The organism is Staphylococcus cohnii species complex 1663 (assembly GCF_041008415.1).
GTDB lineage: Bacteria > Bacillota > Bacilli > Staphylococcales > Staphylococcaceae > Staphylococcus > Staphylococcus ureilyticus.
In genome coordinates this window covers 272,856-289,765 of the sequence record NZ_JBFDVL010000004.1, presented here as the reverse complement: position 1 = coordinate 289,765, position 16,910 = coordinate 272,856, and the positions used below count along the sequence as shown (strand labels likewise).

Annotated in this window: 26 protein-coding genes; 6 read left to right on the top strand and 20 right to left on the bottom strand. The window is 34.2% G+C overall.

Annotation, left to right across the window (positions count from 1 at the left end; all coding sequences use genetic code 11):
* Window positions 1–14: 14 nt before the first annotated feature.
* The 17 genes from rplF to rpsJ form a co-directional block, all read right to left on the bottom strand.
* On the bottom strand, window positions 15–551 hold the full coding sequence (gene rplF / locus AB1J10_RS06900) for a 50S ribosomal protein L6 (protein WP_019468653.1): 537 nt from the start codon (window positions 549–551) through the stop codon (window positions 15–17).
* A 27-nt stretch (window positions 552–578) separates the two neighbouring features.
* The gene (gene rpsH, locus AB1J10_RS06895; protein WP_019468652.1) at window positions 579–977 is read right to left on the bottom strand and encodes a 30S ribosomal protein S8; all 399 of its coding nucleotides are present in this window, start codon (window positions 975–977) and stop codon (window positions 579–581) included.
* Between the two features lie 31 nt (window positions 978–1,008).
* Window positions 1,009–1,194: a type Z 30S ribosomal protein S14 gene (locus tag AB1J10_RS06890; protein ID WP_046208421.1), complete on the bottom strand. Its 186-nt coding sequence runs from the start codon at window positions 1,192–1,194 to the stop codon at window positions 1,009–1,011.
* Between the two features lie 21 nt (window positions 1,195–1,215).
* Window positions 1,216–1,755, bottom strand: a complete 540-nt coding sequence (gene rplE / locus AB1J10_RS06885; RefSeq protein WP_046208422.1) for a 50S ribosomal protein L5 — start codon at window positions 1,753–1,755, stop codon at window positions 1,216–1,218.
* 22 nt (window positions 1,756–1,777) lie between these two features.
* Window positions 1,778–2,098 carry a 50S ribosomal protein L24 gene (gene rplX / locus AB1J10_RS06880; protein WP_040029978.1) on the bottom strand — a complete coding sequence of 107 codons (321 nt, stop codon included), beginning with the start codon at window positions 2,096–2,098 and terminating at the stop codon, window positions 1,778–1,780.
* Between the two features lie 41 nt (window positions 2,099–2,139).
* On the bottom strand, window positions 2,140–2,508 hold the full coding sequence (gene rplN, locus AB1J10_RS06875; protein ID WP_019468649.1) for a 50S ribosomal protein L14: 369 nt from the start codon (window positions 2,506–2,508) through the stop codon (window positions 2,140–2,142).
* Window positions 2,509–2,538: 30 nt separating this feature from the next.
* Window positions 2,539–2,802: a 30S ribosomal protein S17 gene (gene rpsQ, locus AB1J10_RS06870; protein ID WP_019468648.1), complete on the bottom strand. Its 264-nt coding sequence runs from the start codon at window positions 2,800–2,802 to the stop codon at window positions 2,539–2,541.
* 26 nt (window positions 2,803–2,828) lie between these two features.
* Window positions 2,829–3,038, bottom strand: a complete 210-nt coding sequence (gene rpmC / locus AB1J10_RS06865) for a 50S ribosomal protein L29 (RefSeq protein WP_002482620.1) — start codon at window positions 3,036–3,038, stop codon at window positions 2,829–2,831.
* Window positions 3,028–3,462, bottom strand: a complete 435-nt coding sequence (rplP, locus tag AB1J10_RS06860) for a 50S ribosomal protein L16 (protein WP_019468647.1) — start codon at window positions 3,460–3,462, stop codon at window positions 3,028–3,030. The genes rpmC and rplP overlap by 11 nt, the downstream gene beginning before the upstream one ends.
* A 2-nt stretch (window positions 3,463–3,464) precedes the next feature.
* Entirely contained in the window at window positions 3,465–4,118 is a 654-nt protein-coding gene (rpsC, locus tag AB1J10_RS06855; protein ID WP_019468646.1) for a 30S ribosomal protein S3, read from the bottom strand.
* A gap of 23 nt (window positions 4,119–4,141) precedes the next feature.
* Window positions 4,142–4,495, bottom strand: coding sequence for a 50S ribosomal protein L22 (gene rplV / locus AB1J10_RS06850; protein ID WP_019468645.1), 354 nt, complete (start codon window positions 4,493–4,495; stop codon window positions 4,142–4,144).
* A 28-nt stretch (window positions 4,496–4,523) separates the two neighbouring features.
* Window positions 4,524–4,802, bottom strand: a complete 279-nt coding sequence (rpsS, locus tag AB1J10_RS06845; protein WP_019468644.1) for a 30S ribosomal protein S19 — start codon at window positions 4,800–4,802, stop codon at window positions 4,524–4,526.
* A gap of 64 nt (window positions 4,803–4,866) precedes the next feature.
* The gene (gene rplB, locus AB1J10_RS06840) at window positions 4,867–5,700 is read right to left on the bottom strand and encodes a 50S ribosomal protein L2 (RefSeq protein ID WP_046208423.1); all 834 of its coding nucleotides are present in this window, start codon (window positions 5,698–5,700) and stop codon (window positions 4,867–4,869) included.
* 28 nt (window positions 5,701–5,728) lie between these two features.
* Window positions 5,729–6,004, bottom strand: a complete 276-nt coding sequence (gene rplW / locus AB1J10_RS06835; protein ID WP_046208424.1) for a 50S ribosomal protein L23 — start codon at window positions 6,002–6,004, stop codon at window positions 5,729–5,731.
* Window positions 6,004–6,627 (bottom strand): 50S ribosomal protein L4, encoded by a 624-nt coding sequence (gene rplD / locus AB1J10_RS06830; RefSeq protein ID WP_046208425.1) that lies wholly within the window; start codon window positions 6,625–6,627, stop codon window positions 6,004–6,006. Before rplD ends, rplW begins: the two co-directional genes overlap by 1 nt.
* 27 nt (window positions 6,628–6,654) lie before the next feature.
* Window positions 6,655–7,314 (bottom strand): 50S ribosomal protein L3, encoded by a 660-nt coding sequence (rplC, locus tag AB1J10_RS06825; protein WP_369003066.1) that lies wholly within the window; start codon window positions 7,312–7,314, stop codon window positions 6,655–6,657.
* A gap of 27 nt (window positions 7,315–7,341) precedes the next feature.
* Window positions 7,342–7,650, bottom strand: a complete 309-nt coding sequence (rpsJ, locus tag AB1J10_RS06820; protein WP_002482611.1) for a 30S ribosomal protein S10 — start codon at window positions 7,648–7,650, stop codon at window positions 7,342–7,344.
* Window positions 7,651–8,002: 352 nt separating this feature from the next.
* On the opposite strand from rpsJ, the gene AB1J10_RS06815 reads away from it, so the two are divergent.
* On the top strand, window positions 8,003–8,395 hold the full coding sequence (locus tag AB1J10_RS06815) for a hypothetical protein (RefSeq protein WP_070037675.1): 393 nt from the start codon (window positions 8,003–8,005) through the stop codon (window positions 8,393–8,395).
* 132 nt (window positions 8,396–8,527) lie between these two features.
* Here AB1J10_RS06815 and AB1J10_RS06810 read toward each other — a convergent pair whose 3' ends face one another.
* Together AB1J10_RS06810 and AB1J10_RS06805 are read right to left on the bottom strand one after the other, a co-directional pair.
* Window positions 8,528–9,862, bottom strand: a complete 1,335-nt coding sequence (locus AB1J10_RS06810; protein ID WP_107365256.1) for an NCS2 family permease — start codon at window positions 9,860–9,862, stop codon at window positions 8,528–8,530.
* Window positions 9,863–9,973: 111 nt separating this feature from the next.
* Complete coding sequence (locus tag AB1J10_RS06805) at window positions 9,974–12,112, bottom strand: DNA topoisomerase III (RefSeq protein WP_369003064.1); 2,139 nt, start codon at window positions 12,110–12,112, stop codon at window positions 9,974–9,976.
* Between the two features lie 121 nt (window positions 12,113–12,233).
* Here AB1J10_RS06805 and AB1J10_RS06800 point away from each other — a divergent pair, with 121 nt between their 5' ends.
* From AB1J10_RS06800 to AB1J10_RS06790, 3 genes are all read left to right on the top strand, one after another.
* Entirely contained in the window at window positions 12,234–13,103 is an 870-nt protein-coding gene (locus AB1J10_RS06800) for a GNAT family N-acetyltransferase (protein WP_073343794.1), read from the top strand.
* A gap of 190 nt (window positions 13,104–13,293) precedes the next feature.
* Window positions 13,294–14,151: a RhaT/GlcU family sugar-proton symporter gene (locus tag AB1J10_RS06795; protein ID WP_046208430.1), complete on the top strand. Its 858-nt coding sequence runs from the start codon at window positions 13,294–13,296 to the stop codon at window positions 14,149–14,151.
* Window positions 14,152–14,229: 78 nt separating this feature from the next.
* The gene (locus tag AB1J10_RS06790; protein WP_064209382.1) at window positions 14,230–15,021 is read left to right on the top strand and encodes a glucose 1-dehydrogenase; all 792 of its coding nucleotides are present in this window, start codon (window positions 14,230–14,232) and stop codon (window positions 15,019–15,021) included.
* A 137-nt stretch (window positions 15,022–15,158) separates the two neighbouring features.
* Here AB1J10_RS06790 and AB1J10_RS06785 read toward each other — a convergent pair whose 3' ends face one another.
* Entirely contained in the window at window positions 15,159–16,067 is a 909-nt protein-coding gene (locus AB1J10_RS06785; RefSeq protein WP_046208432.1) for an AEC family transporter, read from the bottom strand.
* A 147-nt stretch (window positions 16,068–16,214) separates the two neighbouring features.
* On the opposite strand from AB1J10_RS06785, the gene AB1J10_RS06780 reads away from it, so the two are divergent.
* On the top strand, window positions 16,215–16,391 hold the full coding sequence (locus tag AB1J10_RS06780; RefSeq protein WP_164987263.1) for an SE1832 family protein: 177 nt from the start codon (window positions 16,215–16,217) through the stop codon (window positions 16,389–16,391).
* Window positions 16,392–16,454: 63 nt separating this feature from the next.
* The gene (gene mspA, locus AB1J10_RS06775) at window positions 16,455–16,772 is read left to right on the top strand and encodes a membrane stabilizing protein MspA (protein WP_046208433.1); all 318 of its coding nucleotides are present in this window, start codon (window positions 16,455–16,457) and stop codon (window positions 16,770–16,772) included.
* Window positions 16,773–16,910 lie beyond the last annotated feature (138 nt).

The window sequence follows — 16,910 nt, the reverse complement described above, 5'->3', positions numbered from 1 at the left end:
CTGAAAGTTATTTATTATTTACCAGTTTTACCTTCTTTACGGCGAACGTATTCACCTTGGTAACGGATTCCTTTACCTTTGTAAGGTTCTGGAGGTCTTACTGAACGGATGTTTGAAGCAATCGCTCCAACTTGTTCTTTTGAAATACCTTCTACAGTTACTGTAGTGTTTTTATCAACACCGAAAGTGATTCCATCTTCAGCTTTAAATTCAACTGGATGTGAGTATCCAACGTTTAATACTAGATCATTACCTTGCATTTGAGCACGGTAACCAACACCTACAAGCTCAAGTGTTTTTTTATAGCCATCTTTAACACCTAGAATCATATTATTAATCAAAGCACGAGTTGTACCATGAACTGTTCTATCATTTTGAGAATCAGTTGGTCTAACAACTTCTAATGTGTTTTCATCTTGCTTATATGTCATTCTTTCATTCATTGTTTGTGATAATTCGCCTTTTGGACCTTTAACAGAAACTGTATTTCCTTCGATAGTTACTGTAACGTCGCTAGGGATGTCAATAATTTTTTTACCAACACGACTCATGTTATCGCACCTCCTTGTTATTAATTATTACCAAACGTAACCTAAGATTTCTCCACCAATATTACGTTTTCTTGCTTCTTTATCAGTGATTACACCTTCAGAAGTAGAAACTAATGCAATACCTAAACCATTTAATACTTTAGGTACTTCGTTTGCTTTAGCATAAACACGTAAACCTGGTTTTGAGATACGTTTTAATCCAGTGATAACACGTTCATTGTTTTGACCATATTTAAGGAATAAACGGATAACCCCTTGTTTATCGTCTTCAACGTATTCTACGTTTTTAATGAAACCTTCACTTTTTAATATTTCAGCAATTTCTTTTTTAATATTTGATGCAGGTAATTCTAACTTATCGTGACGCACCATGTTTGCGTTTCTTACACGAGTTAGCATATCTGCAATTGGATCGTTGATTGTCATTGAATGTTGCCTCCTTTCAGACTTTTTTCTATTACCAGCTAGCTTTACGAACGCCAGGGATTTGGCCTTTATAAGCTAATTCACGGAAACAAATACGGCATAATTTAAATTTACGATATACAGAATGTGGACGACCACAACGTTCACAACGCGTATATTCACGTACTTGGAACTTTTGTTTTTTTTGTTGCTTAGCAACCATTGAACTTTTAGCCACTTAATTAGCCTCCTTTAGAGATTATTTTTGAAATGGCATACCGAATTGTGTTAACAATTCACGAGCTTCCTCGTCAGTGTTAGCAGTTGTTACGATAACGATATCCATTCCTCGTATTTTACTTACTCGGTCATAGTCGATTTCAGGGAAAATTAATTGTTCTTTAACACCTAAAGTGTAGTTACCTCTACCGTCAAATGCTGATTTTGATACACCACGGAAGTCACGAACACGTGGAAGTGATACCGCAATTAATTTATCTAAAAAGTCATACATTCTTTCACCGCGTAAAGTTACTTTAGCACCGATTGGCATACCTTCACGCAAACGGAATGTAGCGACAGATTTTTTCGCTTTAGTTACTAATGGTTTTTGACCAGTGATAGCTTGTAATTCTTCTACAGCATCATCTAATACTTTAGAGTTTTGTACAGCATCACCAACACCCATGTTTACTACAATTTTTTCTATTTTTGGTACTTCCATTACAGAACTATAGTTGAATTTTTTTACTAAGTCCGTTGTAACTTCAGTATTAAATTTTTCTTTTAAACGATTCACAGTAGATCCTCCTTTCAATTAATTATTCATTATTAGATTTAATTTCTTCGCCAGATTTTTTTGCAATTCTAACTTTTTTACCGTCTTCGAATTTGTAACCTACACGAGTAGGTTCATTCGTTTTAGGGTCTAATAATTGTACATTAGAAACATGGATTGCTGCCTCTGTTTCTAAGATTCCACCTTCAGGATTAAATTGAGTTGGTTTTTGGTGTTTTTTAATAGTGTTAACACCTTCCACAACGACACGGTCTTTTTTAGGTTCAGTAGCTACTACTTTACCTTCTTTACCTTTGTCTTTACCTGCGATAACTTTTACGTTGTCACCTTTTTTGATATGCATGTGTGGCACCTCCTTAAATTTATATATTTATAAATAGTTTATTAAAGTACTTCTGGAGCTAATGATACAATTTTCATGAAATTACCTTCACGTAATTCACGTGCAACTGGTCCAAAAATACGAGTACCACGTGGGCCTTTGTCGTCACGAATGATGACACATGCATTTTCATCAAATTTGATATATGAACCGTCATTACGACGTACACCTGATTTAGTACGTACAACAACAGCTTTAACTACTTCACCTTTTTTGACAACGCCGCCTGGTGTAGCATGTTTAACAGTAACGACGATTACGTCACCAATGTTCGCTGTTTTACGACCAGATCCACCTAATACTTTGACTGTAAGTACTTCACGTGCACCAGAGTTATCTGCTACTTTTAATCGTGTTTCTTGTTGGATCATGAGTTAAACCTCCTTTATCTTCACTGTTTATTAAATAATTACTGATTCTTCAACAATATCTACTAAACGGAAACGCTTAGTTGCTGATAAAGGACGTGTTTCTTGAATCTTAACGATGTCCCCTAATTTAGCTGAGTTGTTTTCATCATGTGTTTTGTATTTTTTAGAGTATTTTACTCGTTTGCCATATAGTTTGTGTGTTTTGTATGTTTCAACAAGTACAGTTACTGTTTTATCCATTTTATCGGAAACGACTCTACCTACATAAACTTTACGATCATTTCTTTCGCTCACTTTAGTAACCTCCTCTTTCAATTTGATTATTGATTAGCCTTACCTTGTTCAATTTCTCTTTCACGAGCAACAGTTTTTAGACGTGCAATCGTTTTTCTTACTGTACGAATACGTGCAGTTTCCTCTAATTGTCCTGTAGCTAACTGAAAGCGTAGGTTAAAAAGCTCCTCTTTTGAAGATTTGATTTGTTCTTCGATTTCAGAAGTGGTTAAGTCTCTAATTTCCTTAGCTTTCATTTGTTTCACCACCCAATTCTTCACGTTTTACAAACTTAGTTTTAACTGGAAGTTTGTGACTAGCTAAACGTAATGCTTCACGCGCAACTTCTTCGTTTACGCCTGCAACTTCAAATAAAATTCTACCTGGTTTTGCAACAGCAATCCAGCCTTCAACGGCACCTTTACCAGCACCCATACGAACTTCTAAAGGTTTTTTAGTGTAAGGTGTGTGTGGGAAGATTTTGATCCAAACTTTCCCGCCACGTTTCATATAACGAGTCATTGCAATACGAGCTGATTCGATTTGACGAGATGTGATCCAAGACGTTGTAGTTGCTTGTAAACCATACTCACCAAATGTTACATAGTTACCGCCTTTAGAACGACCAGTTGTTTTAGGACGATGTTGACGACGATATTTAACACGTTTTGGTAGTAACATTATTATTTTCCTCCTTCACTAGTGTTCTTAGTAGGAAGAACTTCTCCACGATAAATCCACACTTTGACACCTAACTTACCATAAGTTGTGTCTGCTTCTGCGTGCGCATAGCCTATGTCAGCACGTAGTGTATGAAGTGGAACAGTTCCTTCTGAATATTGTTCTGCACGAGCGATATCAGCACCAGCTAAACGACCAGATACTTGTGTTTTGATACCTTTAGCGCCTTGTTTCATCGCTCTTGTAATAGCTTGTTTTTGTACACGACGGAAAGATGCACGATTTTCTAATTGACGCGCAATGTTTTCCGCTACCAATTTAGCATCTAAATCTACTTTTTTGATTTCAATTACGTTGATGTGTACTTTTTTATTTGTTAATGAATTTAATTTGTTACGAAGTTTTTCTATTTCTGAACCGCCTTTACCGATTACCATACCAGGTTTACCAGTGTGAATAGCGATGTTGATACGATTAGCAGCACGTTCAATTTCTACATGAGAAACTGAAGCTTCACTTAATGCGTTATCAATAAACTTACGGATTTTTAAATCTTCGTGTAATAATGATGCGAAGTCTTTTTCTGCATACCATTTAGCTTCCCAATCACGGATTACACCGACACGAAGTCCAATTGGATTAATTTTTTGACCCACAGTGTTCCCTCCTTAAGATTTTATTAAGCTTCTTTAGCTTCTTCTTTACCGTCACTTACGACGATTGTAATGTGGCTTGTACGTTTGTTAATCGCACTTGCACTACCTTGTGCACGTGGACGGAAACGTTTTAAAGTTGGTCCTTCATTAGCATAAGCTTCTTTAACTATTAACTCATCTGTGTTCATGTCATAGTTATGTTCTGCATTAGCTAAAGCGGACATTAATAATTTCTCAATTACTGGTGATGAAGCCTTGTTTGTTAATTTCAAAATCGCTATCGCTTCACCAGCGCTTTTGCCTCTAATTAGATCTAATACTAATCTAACTTTACGAGGTGCGATTCTTATTGTTTTAGCAACCGCTTTTGCTTCCATTCCAATTTCCTCCTCTACCTGTTAGATATTATCTTCTTGTTTTTTTATCGTCTGCAACGTGACCTTTAAATGTACGTGTTGGTGCAAACTCTCCAAGTTTATGACCAACCATATCTTCTGTTACAAATACAGGCACATGTTTACGTCCATCATATACAGCGAATGTATGTCCGATGAAATCAGGGAAAATAGTTGAACGACGTGACCAAGTTTTGATTACTTGTTTTTTCTCGCTTCCGCTTTGAGCTTCAACCTTTTTCATTAGGTGATCGTCAACGAAAGGTCCTTTTTTAATACTACGAGCCATAGTGGCGCCTCCCTTCTTATTATGTGCGTGCAGCGGTTAAGCCGCACACCCAAATAAGTTATTTTTATTTTTTCTTACGTCCACGAACGATAAGTTTATCTGATGATTTTTTACCGCGACGTGTTTTCTTACCAAGTGTTGGTTTGCCCCAAGGTGACATTGGAGAAGGCATACCGATTGGTGCGCGTCCTTCACCACCACCGTGTGGGTGATCGTTAGGGTTCATTACAGAACCACGAACTGTTGGACGGATACCTTTCCATCTTGAACGTCCAGCTTTACCAACGTTAACAAGTTCGTGTTGGATATTACCAACTTGTCCAATAGTAGCACGGCAAGTTGAAAGAATCATACGTACTTCGCCAGATCTTAATCTGATTAATACATATTTACCTTCTTTACCTAATACTTGTGCACTTGCACCAGCAGAACGAGCGATTTGTCCACCTCTACCAGGTTTCAACTCGATGTTATGAATAACAGTACCTACTGGAATATTTTGTAGTGGTAGTGCATTACCTACTTTAATATCTGCTTCTGCACCACTTTCAAGTGTTTGACCTACTTTTAAGTTTTTAGGTGCAATAATATAACGTTTTTCTCCATCAGCGTAAAATAACAATGCGATATTTGCTGAACGGTTTGGATCATATTGAATTGAATCAACTTTTGCTTGGATACCATCTTTGTTACGTTTGAAATCAATTACACGATATTGACGTTTGTGTCCACCGCCATGATGGCGTACAGTCAATTTACCTTGATGATTTCGTCCCGCTCTTTTCGGTAGCGGTTGTAATAGTGACTTTTCAGGAGTAGTTTTCGTAATTTCAGCGAAATCTAAACTAGTCATATTACGACGACCGTTAGTAATTGGCTTATATTTTTTTAGAGCCATTGTCGTTTACCTCCTTATTGGTAATTTTTTAGTTAAATAGATCGATTGATCCTTCTTTTAATTTAACGATTGCTACGCGTCGTTTGTTTGTATAGCCTTGGTAACGGCCCATACGTTTTTTCTTTGGTTTGTAGTTAATAATATTCACATTATCAACTTTTACATCAAAGATTTCTTCTACAGCGATTTTTACTTGTGTTTTATTCGCACGAGTATCAACATCGAATGTATATTTGTCTTCAGCCATTGCAACTGAAGATTTTTCAGTGATTACGGGGCGCTTAAGAACGTCTCTTGCTTCCATTATCCGAGCACCTCCTCAACTTTTTTAGCAGCTGCTTCTGTGATTACGACACTGTCAGCGCTTGTTAAATCTAGAACGTTTAAACCTTGTGCAGTTGTTACTTGAACACCTGGGATGTTACGTGCTGAAAGTGCAACATTTACATCTTCAGATTCAGTGATTACTAACACTTTTGTCGGTTGCTCTAAGTTAGAAAGTACAGTTTTGAATTCTTTTGTTTTCGGAGTTTCAAAACTTAATGTATCTACAATTGTTAAGCTATTTTCTTGTGCTTTGAAAGATAATGCTGAGCGTAAAGCTAAACGACGCATTTTCTTAGGCATTTTGTAAGCATAGCTTCTTGGTGTTGGTCCGAATACGATACCACCACCACGCCATTGTGGCGCACGAATAGTACCTTGACGCGCACGTCCTGTACCTTTTTGTCTCCATGGTTTACGTCCACCACCACGTACTGCTGAACGGTTCTTAACAGCATGTGTACCTTGGCGTAATGAAGCACGTTGTAAATTAATTGCTTCAAAAAGAACGTTGTTGTTTGGTTCGATTGCAAATACTGCATCGCTTAATTCAACTGAACCTGATTTAGTTCCATCTACTTTTAATACATCATAATTTGCCATTATGCATTTCCTCCTTTCGCTCTATAATTATTTATTACCTTTAATTGATGAAGAAATTTCTAAGAATCCTTTTTTCGGACCTGGTACGTTACCTTTTACTAAGATAACTTTGTTTTCAGCGTCAACTTGAACTACTTCTAAGTTTTGGACTGTTACTGTGTTTCCACCCATACGTCCTGGCATTTTTTGTCCTTTGAAAACTTTTGAAGCATCAGATGCCATACCTACTGAACCAGGTGATCTATGGAAATGAGAACCATGTGACATTGGTCCACGTGCTTGGTTATGGCGCTTGATAGCACCTTGGAATCCTTTACCTTTAGATACGCCAGTTACATCGATGATGTCACCAGCTTCAAATGTTTCAACTGAGACTTCTTGACCTACTTCGTATTCATCAACATTGACGTTTCTGAATTCACGAATGAAGCGCTTAGGTGCTGAGCTCGCTTTTTTAGCGTGACCTTCAGCTGGCTTATTAGCATATTTGCTTGATTTGCTTCCTTTTTTGTAAGCTGCTTTATCAGCATAACCTATTTGGATTGCATTATAGCCATCTACTTCTTCAGTTTTCTTTTGTAATACTACGTTTTCACTAGCTTCTACTACTGTTACAGGGATTAAATCACCGTTTTCTCCGAAAACTTGTGTCATCCCGATTTTTCTTCCTAAGATTCCTTTGGTCATCGAAAGTCCACCTCCTAAATTTTTCTATTATAATTTGATTTCGATGTCTACACCAGATGGTAAGTTTAAGCCCATAAGAGCATCTACTGTTTTAGGTGTAGGGTTAACAATATCGATTAAGCGTTTATGTGTACGTTGTTCGAATTGTTCACGTGAATCTTTATACTTATGCACGGCACGAATTACAGTGTAAACTGATCTTTCAGTCGGTAACGGAATTGGTCCAGAAACATCTGCACCAGAACGTTTTGCTGTTTCAACAATTTTTTCTGCAGATTGATCGATAACTCTGTGATCATAAGCTTTTAATCTGATTCTGATTTTTTGTTTTGCCATAATTTTCCCTCCTTATTCGTCTACATTTAAGTGATAGACTTCTCCACGAAAACTATCTCACACAGCGCCATGGCAAAGCGGCCGGGTGTGTCAGTAACCTTTCGCTTCATCGCGTGTTCTTAAAGTCCAACATTAGATATGTTACATGAAAAGCAGTGATTTATCAAGCTTTTCTGCAAAAGTTTTTACTATTTGCCTAACACATACTTTGTTATTATACTTGAACTACTTATTCAGTTCAACCTCTTTTCGGAAATTTTTGATGTTTGTAATTTTAATTGATTATTTGTTCTTTTTTATTTCTATTTCATTTATTTCGTTTATACTATTATTTAGTTAGGAGTGAATATTAATGAAAAGTGGTATTCGTACAACGCTTATAATTTTGAGTTTAATATTAATTGCTGGTGAGTTTATATATGGTATTCCGTTTTTAGGTGGGAGTATTATTTTTAGTTTTGGTTGGCAACCTTTATTAATCAATGCATTGCTCTACTTTGTAATCGTGATTATATTAGTCGTCGATAAACAAAATTCTATTAAACCAATGTTAGTGATTCCTTTATTAGGTGTTTTCGGTTCCTTTTTAGCATTTGTACCTTTTGTTGGTATGATTGTGCATTGGATTTTATTCTTTTTAATGTTGTTCTTTGTGTTAATTATTTTTTCGACACCACTTTATGTTCCAAATAAACATGCAAAAGTTGTTTATACACAACACAAACAAGAGAATAAGAAGTTTTAAAAATATATAGTTATGATAGCTATATTATAATGAAGAAACACATCCTTTTTTATAAAATTTTTATTAGTAATAAGTGCTTACAAAAAAAATCCTTTTGCTGCGATACGAAACGCTGCAAAAGGATTTTTTTATTTAGCTGTGAACAAATACAAAATATAATATAAACAATATCATTAAAGCATACATGATTGGGTGGACTTCTTTATGTCTTTTAGAAATCAACATTGTGATTGGATAAAAGATGAAACCACAAGCAATACCAGTTGCGATTGAATAGGATAATGGCATCATAATAATCGTGATAAATGCCGGTACAGCAACTTCGAATTTTTTCCAATCTATTTCCGCAAAGTTGGCAGCCATCAACACGCCCACGACTACAAGCGCTGGTGTAGTCACTGCACTTGTTACTACTTCCATTAAAGGACTAAAAAATATAGCTAATAAGAAACAAAAACCTGTAACAACACTAGCAAATCCAGTACGCGCCCCTACAGCGACACCTGAAGTAGATTCAATATAGGAAGTTGTTGTTGTCGTACCAAAAATTGAACCAACTATCGTTGCTAATGAATCAGAAAATAATGCGCGTCCAGCTCTCGGTAATTTATTATTCTTCATCATACCTGCTTGTGTTGCTACTGCAACAAGTGTACCTGCAGTATCGAAGAAATCTATAAATAAAAACGTTAAAATTACAATTAAAAATTGCACAGTGAACAACTGACCGGGATCTTTGAATGCTTCAAAAGCGGCTCCAAAAGTAGGTTCAATACTTGGTACTTTTCCTACAATGCCACTTGGTGTATGTATTAATCCTGTAAGCATACCTAAAATAGATGTTAGTACCATACCAATAAATATAGCACCAGGTACTCTAACAGCATACAGAATCACTGTTATTATAATTCCAAATATTGTTAACAATACTGGACCATCAGTTATATGACCCAAAGTCACTAATGTAGAATCATTATTAGTAATAATTCCTGAGCTTTGTAATCCTACAAAGGTAATAAACAAACCTATACCCGCTGAAACCGCCATTTTCATTTGATAGGGTATTGCATTAATAATGGTCTCTCTTAAACCTGTCATAGTCAGTATTGCAAAAACTACGCCAGAGAATAACACACCAGTCAAACCTACTTGCCATGGAATTCCCATTGTTAACACCACTGTAAATGCGAAAAACGCATTTAAGCCCATGCCGGGTGCTAAGGCAATTGGATACCTAGCTATCAAGCCCATGAATAACGAACCAACAAACGCTGCTAGTGCTGTAGCAACAAAAATAGCACCTTGATCCATTTTCATATTTTCTGAAACACCTTTTACGCCTGCTAAACTTAGTACTTGAGGGTTGACAGCTAAGATATATGCCATTGACAAGAAAGTTGTAAGCCCACCAAGTATCTCTTTCTTATAGTTTGTTTTATGTTTTTCAAACTTGAAATACTTTTTCACGGTTTAGTTCTCCTTTTTTTAAAATACCTACACATTCTAATACCAATTTCACTATTTTACAATAGCAAACACGAACTTCTTGTCAAAATTAATGCTATTCGTTCGATTAATTTAAAATTTCAAACCTTTTAACGCATCTTGAAATGGATTGTTCTCTAAGCCATCATTGTTATTCATATATTTTTTTAAATCTTTTTTGTTTACTTTATCTGATTTTTTATTTTTATGACGTTTATCCATTTGCGCTTGTGTTTCAGTATGTCCGCACACACAACGATATACTGCTTCTTTTCCTTTTCCAAACAACATCATTTTTTTATGGCAATTTGGACAATGCGCATTGGTTTTTCTTTGAATATTCTTTTTAGTTTTACATTTTGGATCCTGACAAACCAGCATTTGTCCATTTTTAGTTTTAACTTTAATCATAAATTTGCCACATGTAGGACATTCCGTTGTGGTTAAATTATCGTGTTTATAATTCTGTTCGCTTTCTTTAATTTCACTGACAACTTCATGTGTGAAATTTTTCATCTCAGATATAAATTGATTGGCATTATATTTACCTTGTTCTATTAAAGATAGTTTTTCTTCCCACTCAGCAGTTAATAGCGGAGATGTTAATTTTTGTGGTGCAAGCTCTAGTATTTGTTTTCCTTTAGAGGTAACTTTGATTTTACCGTCACGTGATTCGATTGCATTCATATTAAATAATTTTTCAATGATATCTGCTCTAGTCGCAACAGTTCCAATTCCACCTGTTTCTTTTAATGTTTCATTATATTTTTTATTGTTTAATTTAAAGAATTTTTGTGGGCTTTCCATCGCTTTTAATAATGTACCTTCATTAAAATATGAAGGTGGCATTGTTTCATGGTGCTCAATTTTAGCCTGTGTGATATGCAATTTGGATGATTTTGTTAATTTTTCTATTTGCTCGTTTACTGATGCTTCAGTTTCATAAATCGCTTTAAACCCTAATTTTTTAGTAATTTTATCTTTAAATTCGAATTTATATTTCTCACTTACAATTTGGATTGATACAGCCTCGTATTCGTGTGGCGGCATAAGATTTTCTAAAAATCTTTGAGCAATCATCAGATAAATTTTTGTTTCACGTTGGGTTAGTTGATTCATATCTGGACGTACTTCTGTTGGAATAATTGCATGGTGGTCTGATACTTTTTGATTATTTATAAATTTTTCATTTATTGAAAAAGATTGTGTTAATTGTTTTTTTGCAATTTCTTTTAACGATGTGCCCATGATAGCTTGTATTCTATCTTTTAGTGTATTTACCATATCATCAGTTAAATAATTAGAATCTGTTCGTGGGTATGTTACTAGTTTATGTCTTTCATACAAAGTCTGTAAAACATTCAATGTTTCTTTTGGACCAAAGTGATATCGTTTGTATGCCTCTTGTTGCAAATCTGTTAAACTGAACAGTTTAGGTGCATAGGACTTTTTATGTTTTTTATTAATACTTTCAATCAAACCGTCTTTCTCACTGATTTCACTTTTTATCTTTTCAAAAACTGATTTATCATTACTTGTCTCTGGCGTCACACATTGGAATGTAAGCCCCCCAGCAACAATATTCATTTTAAAATAAGTTTGTGGAGAAAAGTGATTAATTTCGTTTTGTCTCATTTGAACGAGTTGTATCGTCGGTGTCTGAACTCTACCGAGAGACAATTGTGCATCATATTTCGTAGTTAATGCACGCGTTGCATTGATACCAACAATCCAGTCTGCCTCACTTCGAGCAAGTGCTGCATAATATAAATTGTTAAATTTACGACCATCTTGTAATTTTGAAAAGCCATCTTTAATTGCTTTTTTTGTTACTGAACTAATCCACAACCTTTTAATCGGTTTCTTATTATGAGATTTATCCAAAATTAAACGCGCAACAAGTTCACCTTCTCTACCGGCATCTGTTGCGATAATAATATCTTTTGTGTTTTTGTTATTGATTAATGATTGTACAATAGAAAATTGTTTTTTGGTCTTACTTATGACAACCGTCTTCATACGGTTAGGTATAATAGGGAGATCGTTAAGTTTCCATTCTTTATAATTATTATCATATTGTTCTGGCGTAGCATTTGTAACTAAATGCCCCAATGCCCAAGTCACAATATATTTATTATTTTCAAAGTAACCATTACGTTTATCATTTATATTCAATGCTTGCGCAATATCTCTACCTACAGAAGGTTTTTCTGCAATAATGAGTGATTTCATAATTTCGTCCTTTCAGTTCAATGATATTCTTATTGTAACATGTATATAGCACATCAAAACTTCCATTTACATGAAAAAGTTCTTATAATTAACTTAATAGTTCATCATATGGAGGTATTATATGAAAACAACAAATCCGAACGATGTCGATCAAATCTTGGAATTTTTGAATAATGCTAACTATCAATCTGCTTCTTATTTGTACAAATTACCACAAATGCATAATGATATTAGGTCTGTTATTACCAATGCAATACAGGATCCTGGTGTATTTGCACAAGTGAACAATCAAGATGAAATTACAATGTTACTTTTAGCTTTAAAGTACGAAGATAATAAATATAAAGTATTAGGCCCATTCATACACAAAAATATTACGCCTACTATCGAAGAAATGACACAACTTTTTGATGCTTTAGCTCAAAGTAAACCTGATACTGCAAATTTTAATTTTTCTTTTGAAGAACATGAACAAGAATACTTACCGTTTATGAAATCATTAGGTGCATCCTATAGCTTTACTGACTACTATCTCATTTCTACAAAAGATATTGGAAATGTTGGTAATGAACAAAATATTATTGAATATCAACCTGCGTTCTACCCTTATTTTAGTAAATTACATGATCAAACATTTAAACATGATGTAATGACTGCTGCTGAAATTGTAAAATCATTAGATGAGTACCATCGCCTATTTATATTCATGTCTGAAGGATTATTAAAAGGTTATTTATATCTTGAAATCGCTGAAAACAACCATATAGCTGAAATCAAATACTTTTCTTCGCACTCTGATTACAGATTAATGGGGATTGCTTTTGATTTACTATCATATTCTCTACATTTTGCTTTTTCAACTTTTGATATTGATAAGATATATTTTAAAATACGCAGTAAAAATACTACACTTGTTGAGCGTTTCAACGAATTAGGTTTTAACATTAATTATGAATATAAAAAATTCAAGTACGTAGCTGCATACATTTAAATTATAAGTGTTTTATATTTTTACATTTTTAATATCCATATAGACTATTTTAAAAATTAAAAAGCTGAACTGTAATCTAATATTTTTACTATTCGATACCTTTACTTTAAAATGAGTGTCTAGGGCAATCTTCAGTGATTGTTTTATAAAGGGAAAGTAAAAATAAATAGAGAGTGAGTGAAGCTTAATTATGGATTTATTAATTGCCCTGCTCCCAGCATTATTTTGGGGAAGTGTTGTTTTAATTAATGTACTCGTTGGTGGTGGCCCTTACAATCAAATCAGAGGGACTACTTTCGGTGCACTTATCATAGGTATCTTATTATTACTTACTGGCAATACAAAATTCGATGACCCCATCGTGATTATTGTAGGTTTAATATCTGGTGCTTTTTGGGCATTGGGACAAGGTTATCAATTAAAATCAGTCAGTTTAATTGGCGTATCTAAAACAATGCCAATTTCAACAGGATTACAACTTGTTGGTACTACTTTATTTAGTGCTATATTTTTAGGTGAATGGAGTACTGGCACACAAGTAATTCTTGGCCTAGTTGCAATGATTTTACTTGTTGGCGGTATTGCGCTTACTTCAATTAAAGGTAAAAATGAAGCTTCAGAAAGTACGAAAAACTTTGGAAAAGCAATTCCTATCTTGTTAATTTCCACTGTAGGTTATGTCGTCTATGTTGTGGTTGCACAAATTTTTGGTGTTGATGGTATGAATGCCCTATTCTTCCAATCTATTGGTATGGCAATAGGTGGATTAATATTATCAGCTAAACATGAAACTACGATTAGAAGTACAGTTTGGAATCTAATACCTGGTGTCATATGGGGTATAGGAAACTTGTTTATGTTCTATTCACAACCAAAAGTAGGTGTGGCGACAAGTTTCTCATTTTCACAATTATTAGTAATTGTTTCTACACTTGGTGGCATTTTTCTTTTAGGTGAACGAAAAGATAAACGTCAGATGATAGGCATCTGGACAGGTATCATTTTAATCGTTATCGCTGCATTTGTTTTAGGCAATATTAAAGCTTAATCAAGTATTATAAAACTGTATTCGACTAAACACTTTAATTCATCAAAATTTATGCCGAATAACTAGGAGGAATCTTAAATGTTTAAAGATTTAGCAGGAAAAGTAGTCATTATTACTGGGGCTGGTAGTGGTATTGGAAAAGCCATGGCAGAGCAGTTTGGTGAAGAACAAGCGAATGTCGTATTAAACTACAGATCCGAACGTCATATGGATGCTATAGAAGCCTCAATTAAATTAATTGAAAATGCTGGTGGCAAAGCATTAAAAGTTCAAGCAGATATCTCTAAAGAAAATGATATTGATCACCTCATTCAAACTACTGTAAATCACTTTGGTACATTAGATATCATGATTAACAATGCCGGATTTGAAAAAGCAATCCCAACACATGAAATGCCTTTAGATGAGTGGCAAAAAGTAATTGATATTAACCTAACAGGTGCTTTTTTAGGTTCCAAAGCCGCAGTTAATCAATTTCTCAAAGAGAATAAAAAAGGTGTTATTCTTAATACTTCAAGTGTACATGATAAAATCCCTTGGCCTAACTATGTGAATTACGCTGCTAGTAAAGGTGGTTTAAAATTAATGATGGAAACAATGTCTATGGAATATGCTCAATATGGTATCCGCATTAATAATATTTCACCAGGGGCAATTGTAACGGAACATACAAAAGAAAAATTTTCAGACCCAACAACACGGGCAGAAACATTAGAAATGATTCCGGCAAAAGAGATTGGCGAAGCAAATGAAGTCGCAAATGTAGCAAGATTTCTTGCCTCTGATTTAGCAAGTTATATTCATGGAACTACCATTTACGTTGATGGTGGAATGACTAATTACCCCGCGTTTATGGGAGGTAAAGGATAAAGTCATCGCGCCAATCCAAACACATGCATTTGATCATTAATACTTATGCTCGATATTTAAGGGTCCGGGACACCATTGATATGTCCCAGACCCTTATTTTTTATATTCAAATCGTTTCATAGTCTTCCAAAAATCAATTAAACAAATAACGCTTGATATACATACAATATAATAATGCTAATTAAAATCGTTAAATTACTCACCATTCCAACGAGTGGCAAAGTCTTATACTTAAATTGAATGGAATAAGGTATAATAGCAACACCTACTGGTAATAACCAAGCAACTTGTAGTGTTGTTTTAATCATATCATTATCAACTGGTAAAAAGAAGTAAACGAGCAATCCTGCGATGATTCCCAATCCATAATGTAAACCTAAATACTTTAAAGCAATAGGCAAGAAGCGTTTATCAATACTAAAGTTGAGCATCAAACCTAATAATATCATTGAAAGTGGCATATTAGCGCCAGATAGTACAGAGAAAAATTTAATTACAGGCTCTGGGAAGTGTATATTAAGCATATTTAATATAAACATAATGATATATGTCATTAAAGGAACCGATTTAAGTAAATTCTTTCCTAAATATTTAAAATCAAAATTATCACCTGCACTACTGAAATAACTGCCAACAAAGTATGTAACACCAAACATAATCATTGCGCCACCTATATCTGCCATTCCAAAATATATCATTCCTGTTTTAGGCCATATCGCTTCTACAAGTGGATAAGCAAATAAACCAATATTTAGCGAAGCTGTCATCATGCCAACTGTTCCACGTATGTGATTGTCATACTTTAAGAAAAACCAAATCACGATGACCTTAGCGATAACACCATACAATATCATCATTATCGGTAATATTGATAGTGACAAATCTAAACTTGCACCATTTAAATTAACAATCACTAAAGAAGGTAATGTTATGTTTAATACGAGTGTTGAAAAGACTTGACTATCGTTAGCTTTAAAGTAATTTATCCGTTTGAGTACATAGCCTAATGCAATGAGTAATATAATAATGATAAATTGTTGGGTCACATTATTCCTTCTTTCATCCAATCATCTGTTTTCATTCTATTTTCATACTTTAACATAAGTGGCAACCATTTTAGAAGCTTTCGAATCCATGTTATAATTCAACTTATATACGAAATGCTTACATTAAACAAAAATGGAGGTAATTGAATGGATTTAAATGATAAATTAGCGGAACTGAAATATGATTATGTTAGATTACAAGGAGACCTCGAAAAAAGAGAATCAGTTAATCAATCTGTGGATCCTTTAATAAAACAACTTGAAAAAATAGAGCAAGAAATGTCAGAGGTACGTTCAGAAATTAGACAAAAAGAAAATAAATAACATCCTAGTAAATCAATAACTTACATGCTAAGATTAAGGGCGAACATAGAAAGGATGTAATAAATGCAACTGTATCTTATATTTTTGCCAGTGTTATATTTAATCGTAAGTTACATAAGTATATTTAAAATGAACACCATTATAACGCGTATTTTACGTATTATTATGTCTTTACTTTTATTATTCGTGGTAGCTATTACAACATTATCGTTCCCAGCAATCAATTGGTGGGTCTTTATTGTCCTACTGCTTATCATAGGTAATGTAGAAATTACAGCTTTCAAAAACGGCAAAAAAGACCAAAAAGCCGTTCAAATTTTAAATATAATGAGCGTTATCTTATTTGTAATTTATGTTATTTTGACTTTAGTTTTATATTAAAAACCACTATTTTAAAATACTGTAACGTCACACATATAAATCAGCCCCGACAAGATTTCTGATTAAAAGAAACTTATCGGGGCTGATTTTATATATTCAAACATGTGCTCATATATATAAGTACGGACATACAAAATC